Source organism: Eggerthella lenta DSM 2243 (assembly GCF_000024265.1).
Lineage (GTDB): Bacteria > Actinomycetota > Coriobacteriia > Coriobacteriales > Eggerthellaceae > Eggerthella > Eggerthella lenta.
Genome location: NC_013204.1, coordinates 1245994 through 1263310 on the forward strand (window position 1 = coordinate 1245994; position 17317 = coordinate 1263310).

At 65.5% G+C, this 17317-nt stretch carries 19 protein-coding genes and 1 pseudogene; all 20 read left to right on the plus strand.

Annotated features, from left to right (window positions below):
- The first annotated feature begins 124 nt into the window (after nucleotides 1-124).
- The 20 genes and pseudogenes from ELEN_RS05120 (at nucleotide 125) to atpC (ending at nucleotide 17285) form a co-directional block, all read left to right on the plus strand.
- Nucleotides 125-1000, plus strand: coding sequence for an energy-coupling factor transporter transmembrane component T (locus ELEN_RS05120; protein WP_015760358.1), 876 nt, complete (start codon nucleotides 125-127; stop codon nucleotides 998-1000).
- Nucleotides 988-2448, plus strand: coding sequence for an ABC transporter ATP-binding protein (locus ELEN_RS05125; protein WP_015760359.1), 1461 nt, complete (start codon nucleotides 988-990; stop codon nucleotides 2446-2448). Before ELEN_RS05120 ends, ELEN_RS05125 begins: the two co-directional genes overlap by 13 nt.
- Nucleotides 2445-3152 (plus strand): ECF transporter S component, encoded by a 708-nt coding sequence (locus tag ELEN_RS05130; protein WP_009304835.1) that lies wholly within the window; start codon nucleotides 2445-2447, stop codon nucleotides 3150-3152. The genes ELEN_RS05125 and ELEN_RS05130 overlap by 4 nt, the downstream gene beginning before the upstream one ends.
- Before the next feature lie 75 nt (nucleotides 3153-3227).
- Nucleotides 3228-3836 (plus strand): L-threonylcarbamoyladenylate synthase, encoded by a 609-nt coding sequence (locus tag ELEN_RS05135; protein ID WP_015760360.1) that lies wholly within the window; start codon nucleotides 3228-3230, stop codon nucleotides 3834-3836.
- A gap of 366 nt (nucleotides 3837-4202) precedes the next feature.
- Nucleotides 4203-5177 carry an alpha/beta hydrolase gene (locus tag ELEN_RS05140; RefSeq protein ID WP_015760361.1) on the plus strand — a complete coding sequence of 325 codons (975 nt, stop codon included), beginning with the start codon at nucleotides 4203-4205 and terminating at the stop codon, nucleotides 5175-5177.
- A 32-nt stretch (nucleotides 5178-5209) separates the two neighbouring features.
- Nucleotides 5210-5365, plus strand: a pseudogene (locus tag ELEN_RS16715) (glycerol kinase); the annotation flags it as partial.
- 82 nt (nucleotides 5366-5447) lie between these two features.
- Nucleotides 5448-6662, plus strand: a complete 1215-nt coding sequence (locus tag ELEN_RS05145; protein WP_475566287.1) for an FGGY family carbohydrate kinase — start codon at nucleotides 5448-5450, stop codon at nucleotides 6660-6662.
- A 108-nt stretch (nucleotides 6663-6770) separates the two neighbouring features.
- Nucleotides 6771-7211 (plus strand): ribose 5-phosphate isomerase B, encoded by a 441-nt coding sequence (rpiB, locus tag ELEN_RS05150; RefSeq protein ID WP_015760362.1) that lies wholly within the window; start codon nucleotides 6771-6773, stop codon nucleotides 7209-7211.
- Between the two features lie 73 nt (nucleotides 7212-7284).
- Nucleotides 7285-8541: a serine hydroxymethyltransferase gene (gene glyA, locus ELEN_RS05155; RefSeq protein WP_015760363.1), complete on the plus strand. Its 1257-nt coding sequence runs from the start codon at nucleotides 7285-7287 to the stop codon at nucleotides 8539-8541.
- A 36-nt stretch (nucleotides 8542-8577) separates the two neighbouring features.
- A complete protein-coding gene (gene upp, locus ELEN_RS05160) occupies nucleotides 8578-9213 on the plus strand; it encodes a uracil phosphoribosyltransferase (protein ID WP_009304829.1) in 636 nt (211 codons plus the stop codon).
- A 251-nt stretch (nucleotides 9214-9464) separates the two neighbouring features.
- Nucleotides 9465-9923 (plus strand): deoxycytidylate deaminase, encoded by a 459-nt coding sequence (locus ELEN_RS05165; protein ID WP_009304828.1) that lies wholly within the window; start codon nucleotides 9465-9467, stop codon nucleotides 9921-9923.
- 315 nt (nucleotides 9924-10238) lie between these two features.
- Nucleotides 10239-10520 carry a hypothetical protein gene (locus tag ELEN_RS05170; protein ID WP_009304827.1) on the plus strand — a complete coding sequence of 94 codons (282 nt, stop codon included), beginning with the start codon at nucleotides 10239-10241 and terminating at the stop codon, nucleotides 10518-10520.
- Between the two features lie 19 nt (nucleotides 10521-10539).
- The gene (gene atpB, locus ELEN_RS05175) at nucleotides 10540-11325 is read left to right on the plus strand and encodes a F0F1 ATP synthase subunit A (protein WP_009304826.1); all 786 of its coding nucleotides are present in this window, start codon (nucleotides 10540-10542) and stop codon (nucleotides 11323-11325) included.
- A 147-nt stretch (nucleotides 11326-11472) separates the two neighbouring features.
- The gene (gene atpE, locus ELEN_RS05180; protein ID WP_009304825.1) at nucleotides 11473-11691 is read left to right on the plus strand and encodes an ATP synthase F0 subunit C; all 219 of its coding nucleotides are present in this window, start codon (nucleotides 11473-11475) and stop codon (nucleotides 11689-11691) included.
- A gap of 54 nt (nucleotides 11692-11745) precedes the next feature.
- Nucleotides 11746-12366 (plus strand): F0F1 ATP synthase subunit B, encoded by a 621-nt coding sequence (gene atpF, locus ELEN_RS05185; RefSeq protein ID WP_009304824.1) that lies wholly within the window; start codon nucleotides 11746-11748, stop codon nucleotides 12364-12366.
- Nucleotides 12356-12934, plus strand: a complete 579-nt coding sequence (gene atpH / locus ELEN_RS05190; RefSeq protein ID WP_009608836.1) for an ATP synthase F1 subunit delta — start codon at nucleotides 12356-12358, stop codon at nucleotides 12932-12934. Before atpF ends, atpH begins: the two co-directional genes overlap by 11 nt.
- Entirely contained in the window at nucleotides 12928-14502 is a 1575-nt protein-coding gene (atpA, locus tag ELEN_RS05195) for a F0F1 ATP synthase subunit alpha (RefSeq protein WP_233946877.1), read from the plus strand. Before atpH ends, atpA begins: the two co-directional genes overlap by 7 nt.
- A gap of 12 nt (nucleotides 14503-14514) precedes the next feature.
- Complete coding sequence (gene atpG / locus ELEN_RS05200) at nucleotides 14515-15423, plus strand: ATP synthase F1 subunit gamma (RefSeq protein ID WP_015760365.1); 909 nt, start codon at nucleotides 14515-14517, stop codon at nucleotides 15421-15423.
- Nucleotides 15424-16875, plus strand: coding sequence for a F0F1 ATP synthase subunit beta (gene atpD / locus ELEN_RS05205; protein WP_009304820.1), 1452 nt, complete (start codon nucleotides 15424-15426; stop codon nucleotides 16873-16875).
- Nucleotides 16875-17285, plus strand: coding sequence for an ATP synthase F1 subunit epsilon (atpC, locus tag ELEN_RS05210; RefSeq protein WP_009608826.1), 411 nt, complete (start codon nucleotides 16875-16877; stop codon nucleotides 17283-17285). Before atpD ends, atpC begins: the two co-directional genes overlap by 1 nt.
- Nucleotides 17286-17317 lie beyond the last annotated feature (32 nt).

Genomic DNA, 17317 nt, shown 5'->3' on the forward strand with positions numbered 1-17317 from the left:
AAGCGAGGCGCCGTGTTCAGCAATCCGAAAGTGGCCAAGATCATGGCTGCATTGGCGATCTTCTTCGCCGTGCTCGTGGTGATCTCGATCTTCCAAACGGTGCACGCCTAGGGGCGCGCCTCGTATGAAGCGCACGGCGTTCGACCTGTTCCATCCCGTCGTGGCGTTCGGCTACTTCGCCGTCATGTTCGCGCTCAGCATGACGGCGATGCAGCCGGTCTACTTGGCCATCTCGCTTGCAAGCGTACTCTCCTACAGCGCGGTGCTGCGCGGTTGGCGGGCGACGGGTCGCTCGCTTCTCTGGCAGCTGCCCCTCGTCGCCGTCGTCGCGCTGGCGAACCCGCTGTTCTCGGCGTCCGGCTCCACCGAGCTGTTCCGCCTCGGGCTGCGCGCGTTCTACCTGGAGAGCTTCGTGTACGGCGCATGCATGGGCGTCATGCTGATCAGCGTGATCGTGCTGTTCTCGAACGCCTCCCAGGTGCTCACGTCCGACAAGGTCATGACGCTGTTCGGCGGCGTCGCGCCCACGATAGGCCTCATGCTGTCGATGACGGCGCGCCTCGTGCCGCAGTTCCTGCGGCGCGGCAACGGCATCGCCGACGTGGAGCGCGCGTGCACGGCGGCGCGCCCTGCCGAGGAGCCCGCAGGGAAGCTCGCTGTCATGCGCGGCTACCTGCGGAGGACTTCGGTGCTCATGGGCTGGGGCATGGAAGACTCGCTCGAGACGGCCGGCGCCATGAAGGCGCGCGGATGGGGGGCCGTCGCGCGGCGCACCACGTACGCGCGCTACCAGTTCCGTCGCTTCGACGCCGCGGCGCTCGTCTTCGGCGGCGCGCTCGCGTTGCTGGCCGCAGCCGCCGCCTGGGCGGCATGCGCGCAATTCCGTTTCTATCCGACGATCGGCGGGCTCGCGCCTTGGTGGAACTATCTGCCGTACGCGCTGTTCGCGTGCCTGCCGCTCGCAATCACCGCGAAGGAGCATCTGCGATGGCGAGCGTGAAGGCGATCGAGGCGCGCGGTTTCTCGTTTCGCTACCCTGAGTCGACGGCCGGCATCGGCCCGCTCGATTGGGCGGTGGAGGAGGGCGCGTTCCAGCTTCTGGTGGGCGCCACGGGCAGCGGCAAGACCACGCTGCTCGGTAGCTGCAAGCCGGCCATCGCGCCAGCAGGGGAGCGCGCGGGCTCGCTGCAGGTGTTCGGACGATCCGTGGAAAAGCTGGATGCGCGCGAGGCCGCCGCGACGGTGGGTTACGTCGCGCAGAGTCCCGAGAACCAGATCGTGTGCGACAGCGTGTGGCACGAGCTGGCGTTCGGGCTGGAGAACCTCGGCGTGGAGCAGGACGAGATGCGCCGCCGCGTGGCCGAGGTCGCTCACTTCTTCGGCATCGAGCCGTGGTTCCGCCGCTCCGTCGCCGAGCTATCGGGCGGCCAGAAGCAGATGACCACGTTGGCCGGCACGCTGGCGATGCAGCCGCGCCTGCTGCTGCTTGACGAGCCCACCGCCCAGCTCGATCCCGTGGCCGAGAAGAACTTCCTGCACGCTCTGTTTCGCGTGAACCGCGAGCTGGGCATCACCGCCGTCGTGGCCACCCACGCCCCCGAGGCGATGGCCGAGTACGCGACGGACATGGTGGAGCTGCGAGAGGGCACGCTGATCCGCTGCTTCGAACCGCGCGCCGGGGTGTCGGCCTTCCGTCGTTCCGAATCCGTCCCGGTGGCACCCGCCTCCGCTCAGGATGATGAAGCCGCATACGCCGTCTCGTTGCACGACATCCATCTGCGCTACGCACGCGATGCCGACTGGGTTCTGCGCGGCTGCGATCTGCGCGTCACCGCCGGCAGCATCCACGCCGTCGTAGGCGGCAACGGCTGCGGCAAGTCCACGCTGCTGCGTGCCATCGCCAGGGTCGTCAAGCCGGAGCGCGGCCGCGTTGAGAACTGCCTGGCCGCGCGCCAGGCGCTGCTCCCGCAGGATCCGAAAACCCTCTTCGTGTGCGATACGGTGGCCGAGGAGCTGCGCGAGTGGCAGGCGAACTGCGGCTACGACAACGCTGCGATCGATGGCGTTCTCGCGCGCTTCGGTCTGGACGCGCGCGTCTCCAACCATCCCTACGATCTGTCGGGCGGCCAGCAGCAGTTGCTCGCGTTCGCGAAGCTGCTGCTGACCGATCCCGACCTGCTGCTGCTCGACGAGCCGACGAAGGGGCTCGACGCGCCGTCGAAGCTGCTGGTCGCCCGCACCCTGTGCGATCTCGCGCAGGCCGGGGCGACCGTCGTCCTCGCCACGCACGACCTGACGTTCGCCGCGCTCGTCGCCGATGCCGCCACCATGCTGTTCGACGGGGAGGCCGTGTGCACCGAGCCGGCCGCCGCGTTCTTCGCGGGCAACCTGTTCTACCGCCCGACCGAGGATGCGTTCTCCCGGCTGTGGCGCGAGGAACGCTCGTGACGCGCCCGCCTTCCCGCGCGGCGGCGCGCCTCCTCGCGCTGCTCGAGGTGCCGGCGCTCGCCGCCGTGCCCCTCGTGCTGGGCGTGTGCGCGTACTTCCAGGTGGAGCAGGGCGCGCTGCTCACCGTGGTCGTGGCGTTCGCGGCGGTGGGCGTGTTCTTCGCCAGCTTTGAGGCCTCGCGCCCGGCGTTGCGCCAGATCATGCCGACCGTGGTGTTGGCGGCTCTTGCGGCGGCGGGTCGCATGCTGTTCGCTCCCGTTCCCGACTTCAAGCCGGTGTCGGCCATCTGCATCCTCGCGGGAGCCGTGTTCGGCCGCCGCAGCGGCTTTCTGGTGGGCGCGCTCGCGGCGCTCGTGTCCAACTTCTTCTTCGGGCAGGGGCCGTGGACGCCGTGGCAGATGTACGCTTGGGGTCTCGTAGGCTACCTGGCCGGCGTCCTGGCCGACCGCGGCTGGCTCGACCGGCTGCCCGTGCTGTACGCTTACGGCTTCCTGTCGGCCCTGCTGTACGGCCTGCTGCTGAACGGGTGGTACGTCATCGGCTTCGTGCAGCCGTTCTCCTGGCCGGCCGCGCTCGTCGCGTTCGGCGCCGCGCTGCCGTTCGACGCGACGCATGGCGTGGCCACCGTCGTGTTCCTCGCGGCGCTCTACGTTCCCTGGCGGAAAAAGCTCGAGCGCATCAAGAGGAAGTACGCGCTGATCTGACGGATGCCGCCGATTGCGGCGCGGCGGCCGTGCGCGTGCTACAATGCCTCCCGATCATCGAAGAAGGGAGCTCCCATGCCGCCACTGTCCAGCTCGAAGCGCGAAGCCGTCGCCGCCCTCAAGCGCGGCGAGGCGGTCATCTTTCCCACCGAGACGGTGTACGGCCTGGGCGTGTCCGTCGAGGCGGCGGCGAGCCCCGAGGCGCTCTACGATCTGAAGGAGCGCGACCGCGGCAAGCCCGTCTCCTGGCTCGTGGGCGGCGTCGACGACCTCGACCGCTACGGAGCGCACGTGCCCGACCTGGCCCGACGTCTGGCACGAGCGTACTGGCCGGGACCTCTTACGCTCATCGTGGAAGCGAGCGACGCCGTGCCCGCGGCCTTCCGCTCGGCGGCGGGCTCCATCGGCCTGCGCATGCCCGACAACGATACGGCCCTTGAGCTCATCGAGGCGGTCGGCTGCCCGCTGGCCACCACGTCCGCGAACATCTCGGGTCTGCAAGCGCCGGGGGCCTTCGACGCGCTCGATCCCGTTCTCGCTGCGTGCGTAGGCGTGGTGGTGCCCGACGACACCGACGACGATAAGAGCGGCGTGGCGTCCACCGTCCTCGACTGCACCGTAAACCCCCCGCGCATTCTCCGCGAAGGCGCCGTCACCGAAGCCGATATCCGCGCGGCGAGGTAGTCGCTCGGCCGCCGCCGCGGCGGTCGGCGCGCTCTCCGCATCCGCCCTCCTTGCCCACACCCCCCCCCTTTTTTTTGGCACAGATTCACCGCTATGCACGATTTTCGGCGCATGATTTCAGTGCGAGCGCATAAAACCCCAGGTCAGATTTTTCGCATCAGGAAAAAATCATGCATAACGGTGAATCTGTGCCAGCAAAGCGACGGTTCCCAAGCTCCATCCTCGTTTCCCTCGCCTCCTCAAGCCTCCTTGAGCCTTCCGCCTTGCCGAACGCGCCCGGCTCGGCATCGTCGTTCGCGTAACGCTTCCCTCCGAGCGAGCCGCGCTTGGGTATAATGGTTGAAAACTCCTGGGGAGGGGATCAATATGGATACAACGGTCGCAGTCGCGCCGATCGGCTTTTTGTCTCATGACGGAACGTCCACCATCAAAGGCCTCGTGTGGGAGCCCGAGCGCACGAGGGGCAGCCGCCGTGTCGCGCCGCGCGGCGTCATTCAGATCGTCCACGGCATGGTGGAGCATGTGGGCCGCTACGACGAGTTCGCGCGCTTCCTCGTGGAACAGGGCTTCGTGGTGTGCGCCGCCGATCACATCGGCCACGGCAAGAGCGTGGCCAGCGCAGACGAGCTTGGCTGCCTGCCCGTCGACGGCAAGGAGACGCTCATCGAGGACGTCCACGAACTGCGCAAGACCGTCACCGCCCGCTACTCCCGCCAAACCCCTTACATCATGTTCGGCCATTCCATGGGAAGCTTCGTCACGCGCGCCTACCTGGCGCGCCACGGCGAGGACGTGGCGGCGGCCGTCATCTGCGGCACGGGCCAACAGCCCCTCGTCCTGTCGAAGGCGGGCAACGCGCTGGCGCGCTTCCTCGCGAAGACGAAGGGCGCCGACTACCGCAGCAAGCTTCTGGACGGCATGGGCGTGGGCGCGTTCGCCAAGCAGATCGAGAACCCGCGCACGCCGCACGACTGGGTCTGCACCGATCCGGCCGTCGTGGACGCCTACATCGCCGACGAGCTGTGCGGCGCCATGTTCTCCGTCGGCGGCTACGCCACGCTCACCGACCTCACGGGCGAGGTGGTGTCGCCGTCGTGCGCGGCGAAGGTGCCGAAGGGATTGCCCGTGCTGTTCGTCGCCGGCGCCGAGGACCCGGTGGGCGCGTGCGGCAAGGGCGTGCGCGCGGCGGCCGACCTGTTGCGCCGCGCCGGTGTGCAGGATGTGGAGGTGAAGCTGTACGAGGGCATGCGCCACGAAATCCTCAACGAACCGGGGCGGGCTCGGGTTTATACTGAGGTGGTCGGTTGGATTGAGGAGCATGCATGCCAAAGTACGTCGTAGCGCTCGACCAGGGTACCACCTCGTCGCGCGCCATGCTCGTCGACGCGAACGGATGCGTCGTCGATGCGGTGCAGAACCCGTTCCCGCAAATCTACCCCCAACCCGGCTGGGTGGAGCACGACCCGCGCGACATCCTGTCGTCGCAGCTGGGCGCGCTCACCGAGCTTCTGGTGGCGCACAACCTGGGCGCAAAGGACATCGACAGCATCGGCATCACGAACCAGCGCGAGACCACCGTGGTGTGGAACCGCGAAACGGGGGGAGCCCGTGATGAACGCCATTGTGTGGCAGTGCCGCCGCACTGCCCCCATCATCGACGAGCTGACGGCCGATCCGCAGACGGCGCGCATCATCGCCGACAAGACGGGCCTCGTGCCCGACGCCTACTTCTCCGCCAGCAAGATCAAGTGGATCCTCGACCACGTGGAAGGCGCGCGCGAAGACGCCGAAGCCGGCAAGCTGGCCTTCGGCACCGTCGACACGTGGCTCATCTGGACGCTCACCCAGGGCAAGGTGCACGCCACCGACGTGACGAACGCCAGCCGCACCATGCTGTACAACATCCACGAGCTGCGCTGGGATCCGTGGCTGCTCGACCTGTTCGGCATCCCGGAGTCCCTGCTTCCCGAGGTACTCCCTTCGTCGGGGGAGTTCGGCCGCACGGCTTCCGCGGGCATCGTGCCGAACGTGCCCATCTGCGGCGTGGCGGGCGACCAGCAGGCGGCCCTGTTCGGACAGTGCTGCTTCCAGCCGGGCCAGGCGAAGAACACGTACGGCACCGGCTGCTTCCTGCTCATGCACACCGGCGGCGAAGCGTGCCGCTCCACGAACAACCTCATCACCACCATCGCCGCCTCGGGTCCGGGTGCCGGCCCCGAGTACGCGCTCGAGGGCAGCGTGTTCATGGCCGGCGCGCTCATGCAATGGCTACGCGACGACATGGGCATCATCGACGACGTGGCCGAGACCTCCGCCATCGCCCGCAGCGTGAATAGCACCGACGGCGTGTACGTGGTGCCCGCGTTCACCGGCTTGGGCGCACCCTATTGGGACGCCGATGCGCGCGGCGCCATCTACGGGCTCACGCGCGGAACCGGCCGGGCTCACATCGTGCGCGCCGCGCTGGAATCGCTGGCCTACCAGGTGCACGACCTCGCGGTGGCCATGGAGGCCGACGCGGGGGTGCGCTTGAGCGTGCTCAACGTGGACGGCGGCGCGTCCGCGAACGATTTTCTCATGCAGTTCCAAAGCGATATCTTGCGCACGCCGCTGCGCCGCCCGCAGAATGCCGAGACGACCGCGCTCGGCGCCGCGTTCCTCGCAGGGCTCGCCACCGGGTTCTGGAAGGACGCGGAAGCCCTGTGCGCCCTGCGCTCTTCGGACGACGTGTACGAGCCGGGCATGGAGGACGAGCGCCACGCGAAGCTGCTGGAAGGCTGGGCCCGCGCCGTGAAGCGCACGATGTCGGACGCCCTGCCATCCTGAGCGGAGCGCCGAAGGAGCGAAGTTCCGACGCAAAGCCAGTCCTTTAGGGAAGGATCCCGTGCGGCGCCAGCCGTCACGTGACGAAAGAGAAGAGGAAGGGAACCTCACATGAAGATCAGCATTGCAAGCGACCATGCAGGCTTCGAGCAGAAGCAGGCGCTGGTCGGCTACCTGGCCTCCAAGGGCCACGACGTGATCGACCGCGGCCCAGACTGCGACGACCGCGTCGACTATCCCGACTATGCGGCGCGCGTGGCGCACGATGTGGTCGACGGCATGGCCGAGCGCGGCGTGCTCGTGTGCGGCACGGGCATCGGCATGGCCGTGGCCGCCAACAAGATCGACGGGATCCGCGCCGCCAACGTCACCAGCCCGCTGTTCGCCGCCCTCGCGCGCGAGCACAACGACGCGAACGTCGTAGCCGTCTCGGGTCGCTTCGTCGACGAGTCCGTGAACCGCGAGATCCTCGACGCTTTCGTCTCCACCTCCTTCGGCGGCGGTCGTCATGCAGGTCGCGTCGAGAAGATCGCCGCTCTCGAAAACGAATAGCCCGCACGCGCGCAGCGCGGATCGCGCTGTGCTAGCATGATCGCTTCGCCTCGCCCTCATCGAAAGGAACACCATGGCCCTCCAGTACGTATCCCAGACCGATCCCGCCGTCGCCGATGCCATGCGCCAGGAGCTTGCGCGCGAGCGCGACTCCGTCGAGCTCATCGCTTCGGAGAACTTCACGTCGTCCGCCGTCATGGAAGCCGTGGGCAGCGTGCTCACGAACAAGTACGCCGAGGGCTATCCCCGCAAGCGCTACTACGGCGGCTGCGAGAAGGTCGACCTCGTGGAGGACCTCGCGCGCGAGCGCGCCTGCCAGCTGTTCGGCTCGAACTTCGCCAACGTGCAGCCCCATTGCGGCGCGAACGCGAACCTGGGCGCGTACGAGGCGCTCATCGAGCTGGGCGACACGGTGCTGGGCATGAGCCTGGCCGAGGGCGGCCATCTCACGCACGGCTCGCCGGTGAACTTCAGCGGCCGCCACTACGACTTCGCCAGCTACGGCGTGGACGCCCAGACCGAGACCATCGACTACGACGAGGTGGAGCGTATCGCCAAGGAAGTGCGCCCCAAGCTCATCGTGGGCGGCGCGAGCGCGTATCCGCGCGTCATCGACTTCGAGCGCATGGCCGCCATCGCGCGCGAGGTGGATGCGTACTTCATGGTGGACATGGCCCACATCGCCGGCCTCGTGGCCGCAGGCGCGCATCCCAGCCCCGTTCCGCATGCCGACGTGGTGACGTCCACCAGCCACAAGACCCTGCGCGGCCCGCGCGGCGGCTTCATCCTGTCCAATGACGAGGACATCGCCAAGCGCATCGACAAGGCCGTGTTCCCCGGCTCGCAGGGCGGCCCGCTCATGCACGTCATCGCCGGCAAGGCCGTGGCGTTCGGAGAGGTCATGCAGCCCGCCTACAAGGAGTACATCGACCACGTGGTGGAGAACGCGCGCACGCTGGGGCAGGGCATGATGGACGGCGGTTTGCGCCTCGTGTCCGGCGGCACCGACAACCACCTGTGCCTCGTGGACCTCACGCCGGCCGACGTCACCGGCAAGGATGCCGAAAAGCTGTTGGAGAGCGTGGGCCTCACGGTGAACAAGAACTCCATCCCCAACGAGCCGCGCAGCCCGTTCGTCACGAGCGGCATCCGCGTGGGCAGCGCTGCGGCCACCACGCGCGGCTTCACGGCCGACGACTTCTACGAGGTGGGCCAGCTCATCGCCGCCACGGTGTTCAACGCCGAGAGCGAGGCGAAGCTCGCCGATGTGCGTGCGAAGGTGGACGCCCTCCTTGCCGCGCACCCTTTGTATCCCGAGCTCGATTACTAGTTTCCGAACCGGATCGCAAGAAAGAAGGCTTATCCCATGCACTACGACCGCGTCACCGTCGTCGACCACCCGATGGTCCAGCACAAGCTGTCCAAGCTGCGCAACAAGAACACGTCGTCGAAGGACTTCCGCGCCCTCGTGCGCGAGCTTGCCATGTTCGAGGGCTACGAGGCCACGCGCGATCTGGCGCTCGAGGACGTCGAGGTTGAAACGCCCATCTGCAAGGCTGCGTGCAAGCAGGTGGCCGGCAAGAAGATGGTCATCGTCCCCATCCTGCGCGCGGGCCTCGGCATGGTGGAGGGGCTGCAGGAGCTCATGCCCTCCACGTTCGTCGGCCACCTCGGCATGTACCGCGACCCCGAAACCCATGAGCCGCACGAGTACTACGCGAAGCTCCCCGACAGCATCTCCCAGCGCGACGTGCTGGTGGTGGATCCGATGTTGGCCACGGGCGGTTCGGCCACGGCGGCCATCCACTATCTGCGAAAGCTCGGCGTGAAGAACATCAAGCTCGTCGTGCTCGTGGCGGCGCCCGTCGGCATCGAGGCCGTGCTGTCCGCCGACCCGGACGTGCAGATCTACACCTGCGCCATCGACGAATGCCTGAACGAACATGCCTACATAGTCCCCGGCCTCGGCGACGCCGGCGACAGGATTTTCGGCACCAAGTAACAGAAAAGCCGCAGGTAGGATCTCCCTTTCTGAAGATCGCCCGCAGAATGGCTGTTGGCTTGGGAGCGGGGCCGGTGTTTTCGGCTTGGCGGTTTCGATAACCTTGAAGGGTGGGCGGCGGCGCGGCGCCCACCAAGCGAGTTTCCCCTTCGGGGACTTGCTGCGCGGCGCCGCAGCGAAGCGAGGACTGTCCGAGCGACTGGGCGTTGCGCCGCCGCCCACCCGGTCGCGCAGGTTGAAAGAGGTAAGCAATGGAACCACTCGACCATCGCCCCAGCTGGGACGAGTACTTCATGACGCTGGCGAACGAAGTCGCCACGCGCACCACGTGCATGCGTCGCGCCGTAGGGGCCGTCATCGTGAAGGACCGCCGCATACTGGCCACCGGCTACAACGGCGTGCCCACCGGCATGCGCCATTGCGCCGAGACCGGCTGCCTGCGTCAGCAGCTCGGCGTGCCCAGCGGCCAGCGCCACGAGATCTGCCGCGGCCTGCATGCCGAGCAGAACGCCATCATCCAGGCGGCGCGCTACGGCATCAACATCACGGGGGCGTCCATCTACGTCAACACGCAGCCGTGCATCGTCTGCGCCAAGATGCTCATCAACGCCGGCATCGACGAGATCGTCTACCAGAACCCGTACCCGGACGAGCTGGCCATGTCCATGCTCGAGGAAGCCGGCATGAAGCTGCGCGTGTTCGACCTGTAAACGAGATAGGGGGATGGGATAGGGGACGGGTGTGTCAGGGGGACGGGTGATTTGACACGCCCTCCTGACGTAAAATGAGCCACTAGCCCCGTCCCCCTATCTCATTCCTGTCCTTTTCCGCTTGGAGAATATACGGTTTCGCTTACCGTTCCCCCGCGCTTTATGCAGTTTTTTGGCCGGTTTATTCTTCCACTCACCCAAATTTTGTAAGTTTTTGTAACCCTGCCGTCAGCCGAACGTGAAGTTCCGTTATCATACGAGTCGGCTTGGTAGGATGCGTACTTGTGCGCTCGACGGTCAAGAAGAAAGTGGGACATGGCAGTAGCAATCGTTCTGGGGGCGCTCGCGGGCGCTGCGGGGTTCGCTCCGCTGTTCGCCGGCTTGCGTATGACGAGACGAGTGACCGACACCAGCAACCTGGGGCACGCAGGTGCCCTTCTTCTAGGTGTGCTGCTCTCGGTCGCTGTGCTCTTCGTAACCGCCATCGCCTGCGCGCTCCTCGCGCGCGAGTTCGTCCTGCCCTTCGTTCTTGCCGAGGTCGTGGCTCTTTCCGTCGCGGCTATCGGGTTCGGCGTCAGCAATCTAGTGCGGAAGTAAGATGGAAAGGTAAAGACACGTGAATCCTCTTGAATCCCTAGCGGAACAGGTACCTCACCTGCAGCATTCTTTCGATTCCGCCTTCGTGTTCGGGTCGGGATCGTTCGGCATGACGCAGTACGTGCTGTGGATGCTCATCTGCTTCCTCATCACGCTCGTCGTCGTGCTTGCGGCCAGCAAGCGCCTCACGATCATCCCCACGAACAAGTTCACCAACATGGTGGAGTACGGCTACGAGTTCGTGAAGAAGGACATGGGCGAAAGCGCCATCGGCCACGGCTACAAGAAGCACCTGCCGTTCTTGGCCACGCTGTTCTTCTTCATCCTGATCAGCAACTTCGTGGGCCTCATCCCCGGCTGCAAGACCCCCACGGGGTCCATCAGCATCACCTGGGCGCTCGCGGCCATCTCGTTCATCTACTTCATCTTCTGGGGCATCAAGGCCAAGGGCCTCGGCGGCTACCTCAAGTCGTTCGCGCCGTCGGGCCTGCCGCTGGTCATGGTTCCCATCGTGTGGTTCCTCGAGCTGTTCTCCACCGTGCTGCGCGTGCTCACGCTGGCCGTTCGACTCTACGGAAACATGTTCGCCGGCCATATGGTTCTCGGCATTTTCGCGCTGCTCACCAGCGTGTTCATTGGCTCTGCCATCCAGGGCGCGGGCGTCGGCGTGGGAAGCATCTCCATCGCGTGGATGCTGTTCCTGTTCGCCATGTACGCTCTCGAGGTGCTGGTTGCGTTCTTGCAGGCCTACGTGTTCACCATCCTCAGCGCGGTGTACATCGGCCTGGCCACGTCCGACCACTAGGTCGACCCCGCGTCCTTTCCGAAAGGGGGGGGGCACGCGCCTGCGCGCGGCAACGTTTGGTGTTTGACCGGCTATTCCACGGCTGGTTGACATAGAAGGTGTCCATGGTTCTCGGGAGAAGCCCGAGAACGGTAAAAGGAGGAAACTGTGGAAATTACACTCGCTCTTGCGGCTCTGAAGCTCGTGGGCTACGGCCTGTCGACCATCGGCCCCGGCCTGGGCATCGGCATCGCCTGCTACGGCTGCTGCGTCGCCACCGCTCGCCAGCCCGAACTGCAGGGTCGTCTGTTCACGAACTTCATCATCGGTGCTGCTCTCGCCGAGGCTCTGGGCCTCATCGGCTTCGTGCTTACCTTCATCGTGTAACTAAGCCTCATTCGGATACCGTGCCGTATAAGGCTTACATAGGAGGTAACGTACGTGAAAGCTAAAGCGAAAGAAACATCGGCCCGCATCGGGCTTGCCGCGCTTGCCGGCGCCGGCATGACGTTTGCTTTCCCTGCGCTCGCGTTCGCGGCTGAAGAAGAGTCATCGGGCGGCCTGAGCGCCATCTTGCCCGACATGGCGGAGTTCATCCCCATGCTCGTGATCTTCATCCTGCTCTGGATCGTTCTGGCCAAGTTCGGTTGGCCGAAGTTCGAGGCCATGCTGGAGAAGCGCGAGATGACCATCAAGGATTCCCTTGAGAAGTCCGAGCAGGCTCGCGTCGAAAGCGAGCGCGTGCTTGAGGAATACAAACGCCAGCTGGAGGATGCCAAAGCCCAGGCCGCCCAGATCGTCGCAGACGCGAAGAAGACGGGCGAGGCCGTGAAGGCCGACATCACCGATAAGGCGCAGTCCGAGGCCACCGCGATGATCGAGAAGGCGCACAACGCCATCGAAGCGGAGAAGAAGGCCGCCATCTCCGAGCTGCAGGGCTCGGTTGCCGACCTGTCCGTCTCCGTTGCGTCTCGCCTGATCGGCGAGGATCTCAACGATGCCGAGCACCGCAAGATCATCGAGCGCTACGTGAACGAGGCGGGCAGTTTCAATGCCAACTAACCGCCAAATTCTCAAAGAGAAGGTCGCGACGTATGCGTCCGTGCTTCTGGACGGCGCATACGAAGCAGGCGGTCAAGACGCCGTGCTCGAGGTCCGCGACCAGGCCGAGCGCATCCTGCGCATCGCACGTTCGAACATGGATCTCTCCGACGCCTTGGAGGACAGCTCCTATACGCCCGAGCAGAGGGGTCAGCTGGTGCGCAACCTGTTCGCATCCAGCAATCCCGTCCTCGTCGACGTTCTGGCCGTCATGGCCGAGCGCGAGGACTTCGCGTTGCTGTCGCGCGTATGGGCCAGCTATGGAGAACAGCTCGAACGCAAGCTGAACGTCACCGTCGTCGACGTCACGACCGTCGTCGAACTGGACGATCATCTGCGCGAGGTCATTACGAAGAAAGCTGAGGCCGACCTGGGAACGAACGTCGTGTTGCGCGAGCATATCGACAAGTCCCTGCTCGGCGGCATATTGATGAGTGCCAACGGCAAGCGAATCGACGCCAGCGTCCTGTCGCAGTTGGAAAGCGCTCGCAACGTGCTCAAACTATCAACAGATGGAGGTGAATGCTAGTGACTGAAATCACCGCACAGTCTATTGACGAGGCACTGCGCAAGCAGCTCGATGCGCTCAATACGAGCGTCGAATCTCGCGAAGTCGGAACCGTCATCCAGATCGGCGACGGTATCGCGCGCGTCGACGGCCTCAAGGACGCCATGGCGGGCGAGCTCCTCGAGTTCGTGGGTTCCAACGGCCAGACCGTCTACGGTATGGCCCAGAACCTCGAAGAGGACGAAGTCGGCGCCGTGCTGCTTGGTGACGTCACCGCAATCAAGGAAAACGACCAGGTGAAGACCACCGGTCGTATCGTGGAGATCCCCTCGGGCAAAGAGATGCTCGGCCGCGTGGTGAACCCGCTCGGCATGCCGATCGACGGCAAGGGCCCCATCAAGGCCGAAGGCATGCGCCCGGTGGAGTTCAAGGCTCCCGGCGTCATCCAGCGCCAGCCCGTCGAGGAGCCGATGCAGACCGGCATCCTGGCCATCGACTCGATGATCCCCATCGGCCGCGGTCAGCGCGAGCTGATCATCGGCGACCGCCAGACCGGCAAGACGTCCATTGCGGTTGATGCCATCATCAACCAAAAGGGCAAGGACATGATCTGCATCTACGTCGCCATCGGCCAGAAGGCGTCCACGGTCGCCGGCCTGGTGGAGACGCTGGAGAAGCACGGCGCGATGGAGTACACGATCATCGTAAACGCCTCCGCGTCCGACTCCGCTCCGCTGCAGTACATCGCCCCCATGGCGGGCGCCGCCATCGGCGAGTACTTCATGTACAACGGCGAGAACGGCCAGCCGGCCACGGCCGACAACCCGGGCCGCCACGTGCTGTGCATCTACGACGACCTGTCCAAGCAGGCCGTGGCGTACCGCCAGATGTCGCTGACGCTGCGTCGCCCGCCGGGACGCGAAGCGTACCCGGGCGACATCTTCTACCTGCACTCCCGCTTGCTGGAGCGCGCGGTCAAGATGTCCGACGAGTACGGCGCGGGCTCGCTCACGGCGCTGCCCATGATCGAGACGCAGGCCGGCGACGTGTCCGCCTACATCCCGACCAACGTCATCTCCATCACGGACGGCCAGATCTTCCTGTCCACCGACCTGTTCTTCCAGGGCCAGCGCCCTGCGGTCAACGTCGGCATCTCGGTGTCGCGCGTCGGCGGCTCCGCGCAGGTCAAGGCCATGAAGCAGGTTGCCGGCACGCTGCGCCTCGATCTCGCGTCCTATCGCGAGCTGCAGGCGTTCACGCAGTTCGGCAGCGACTTGGACAAGTCGACCCAGGACCAGCTGAACCGCGGCGCCCACATGACCGAGCTGCTGAAGCAGGGTCGTTACGTGCCGATGCCCGTCATGGACCAGGCTATGTCCATCTACGCAGGTGCTCATGGCTACCTCGACGACATCCTGGTGTCCGACGTCGTCCGCTTCCGCGGCGAGTTCCTCGACTTCATCCACGCTTCCAAGCCGGAGATCGTCGAGGCCCTCGAGAAGGCGCAGAAGTTTACCGATGAAATCGAAACCGACCTGAACGCCGCTATTGAAGCTTTCAAGCTGCAGTTCTCGCCCTCGGCTTCTTAAGGCAGGTAGACTATGCCCAACCTTCACGACATAGAAAGGCGTATCGGCTCCGTCTCTTCGACGAAGCAGATCACGCGCACCATGGAGATGGTGGCGGCCGCGAAGATCCGTCGCGCTGGAGAGCGCGTGGCGGCTGCGACGCCGTACTCCGAATCCATGGTCGAAATGTTGGCCAACGTTGCCAAGCGTGTAGGTGGCTCCGATAACGCGCTGTTGCGCAAGCACGACGAAGTGAAGAACGTGCTGTTCGTCGTGGTTGTGTCGGACCGCGGCCTTGCCGGCGGTTTCAACAGCAACGTGCTGCGGCACGTCGAGCGTCTCATGAATGAAAAGCAGGCCGCAGGCGCGTCCGTCCAGGTCGTCGCCTGCGGTAAGAAGGCCGTCGGGTACTTCACCTACCGCAAGGTGGAGCCGGTGCTCGGGTTCACGGACCTTTCTGCCGATCCGACGGTGGAGGAGGCCGCGTCCGTCGCGGCGTACGCCATCGACGGATACGAGAACGGCACGATCGACGAGGTGTTTGTCGTGTACAACCACTCGAAGAACGCTGCCGAGCAGGTGCTGCGCACGGAGCTCGTGCTGCCCGTGGACACGGCTGCGCTCGATGCCGAGCTAGCCGCCGAAGGCGTGCAGCAGGAAGCGGGCGAGGCGAAGCTCGAGGGCGATGTGATCTTCGAGCCCAGCGCCGAGGCCGTCCTCGACCGCTTGCTGCCGGCGTATGTGCGCACGACGCTGTACCATGCGCTCATCGACTCGGCCGCTGCCGAGCAGGGCGCGCGCCGCAACGCCATGATGTCGGCTACGGACAACGCTACCGAAGTGCTCGAAACGTTGACTAGATTGTATAACCGCGTACGCCAGGGCGCTATCACGACGGAGATTTCCGAGATCGTCGGTGGCGCAGCGGCTTTGGAGGATTAAATGGCTGAACAAATGCTTACGAAGGAGGAGCTCGAGGCCAGCAAGGGCGCTACCGGTCGCATCGTGCGTATCGTCGGCCCTGTCGTTGACGTCGAATTTCCCCCTGATCAGCTGCCGGCGATTTACAACGCGCTGACGGTTGATGCCAAGACCCTGGCGGGCGACTTGCACCTCGTGCTCGAGGTCGAGACGCACCTGCCGGGCAACCTTGTCCGCTCGGTGGCCATGAGCTCGACGGACGGTCTCGTCCGCGGCCTCGAGGTCGTCGACACGGGCAACCCGATCATGATGCCCGTGGGTCCCGAGACCCTGGGCCGCATCTGGAACGTCATGGGCGAGCCCGTCGACGAGAAGCCGATGCCCGAGGTGAAGGGCTACATGCCCATCCACCGTCCGGCTCCGGACTACGACGAGCTGTCCACCACCACCGAGATCTTCGAGACCGGCATCAAGGCCATCGACCTCGTCGAGCCCTTCGTCAAGGGCGGCAAGACGGGTCTGTTCGGCGGCGCCGGCGTGGGCAAGACGGTTATCATCCAGGAGCTCATCAACAACCTGGCCCAGGAGCACGGCGGCACGTCGGTGTTCACGGGCGTGGGCGAGCGTACCCGCGAGGGTACCGACCTCTACCTGGAGATGAGCGACTCGGGCGTCATCAACAAGACCTGCCTCGTGTACGGTCAGATGAACGAGCCTCCGGGAGCGCGTCTGCGCGTGGGTCTCGCGGGCCTCACCGAGGCGGAGTACTTCCGCGATCAGGGCCAGGACGTGCTTCTGTTCGTGGACAACATCTTCCGCTTCACGCAGGCCGGCTCCGAGGTGTCCGCTCTGCTGGGCCGCATGCCCTCTGCCGTGGGTTACCAGCCGACGCTGGCAACCGAGATGGGCGACCTGCAGGAGCGCATCACGTCGACGTCCACCGGCTCCATCACGTCCGTGCAGGCCGTGTACGTGCCCGCCGACGACCTGACCGACCCTGCGCCGGCCACGACGTTCACGCACCTCGACGCGAAGACGGTTCTGTCCCGTTCGATCTCCGAGCTGGGCATCTACCCGGCCGTCGACCCGCTGGAGTCCACCTCCCGCGCGCTCGACCCGCAGATCGTCGGCGAGGAGCACTATCGCGTGGCCGTGGGCATCCAGGAGCTTCTGCAGAACTACAAGGACCTGCAGGACATCATCGCCATCCTCGGCATGGACGAGCTGTCCGAGGATCAGAAGAAGATCGTGAACCGTGCCCGCAAGGCGCAGCAGTTCTTCGGCCAGTGCTTCCACGTGGCCGAGCAGTTCACGGGCTTGCCGGGCAAGTACGTGAAGCTTGAGGACACCATCCGTTCCTTCGCCGCCATCCTCGACGGCGAGTGCGACGAGATCCCCGAGCAGTGCTTCCGCATGAAGGGCTCCATCGAAGACGTGTACGCTGCGTACGAAGAGATGAAGAAGGCCTCGTAATGGCTGGGTTCATGTGCGACATCGTGACGCCGGTGGCGAAGCTGGTCTCTGATGAGGTCGAGCTCGTCGTCGTGCCCGGCGTCGAAGGCGAGATGGGCTTTCTGAAAGGCCATGCTCCGCTCGTGTCGGTGCTTGCCGACGGCGAGGCGCGCGTGAAGGCGGTCGGCGCCTCCGAGACCGTGCATTACGCTTTGCAGGGCGGTTACGTCGAGGTGACGGACGACAAGGTCATCATCTTGGCCGATCGTGCGCTGCCTGCGGCCGACATCGATGTCGAGCAGGTGCGCGAGCAGCTGGCCGGCATCGAGGAGCAGCTGTCCGGACTCTCCGAAGAGGAGGCTCGCAAGACGACGCTCGCAGCCGACAAGGCGTGGTGCGACGTTCAGCTGAGGGTCGCCAAAGCGGCTTAAGGCGGACGCGTTCGAAGACGCGCGGCTTCGGT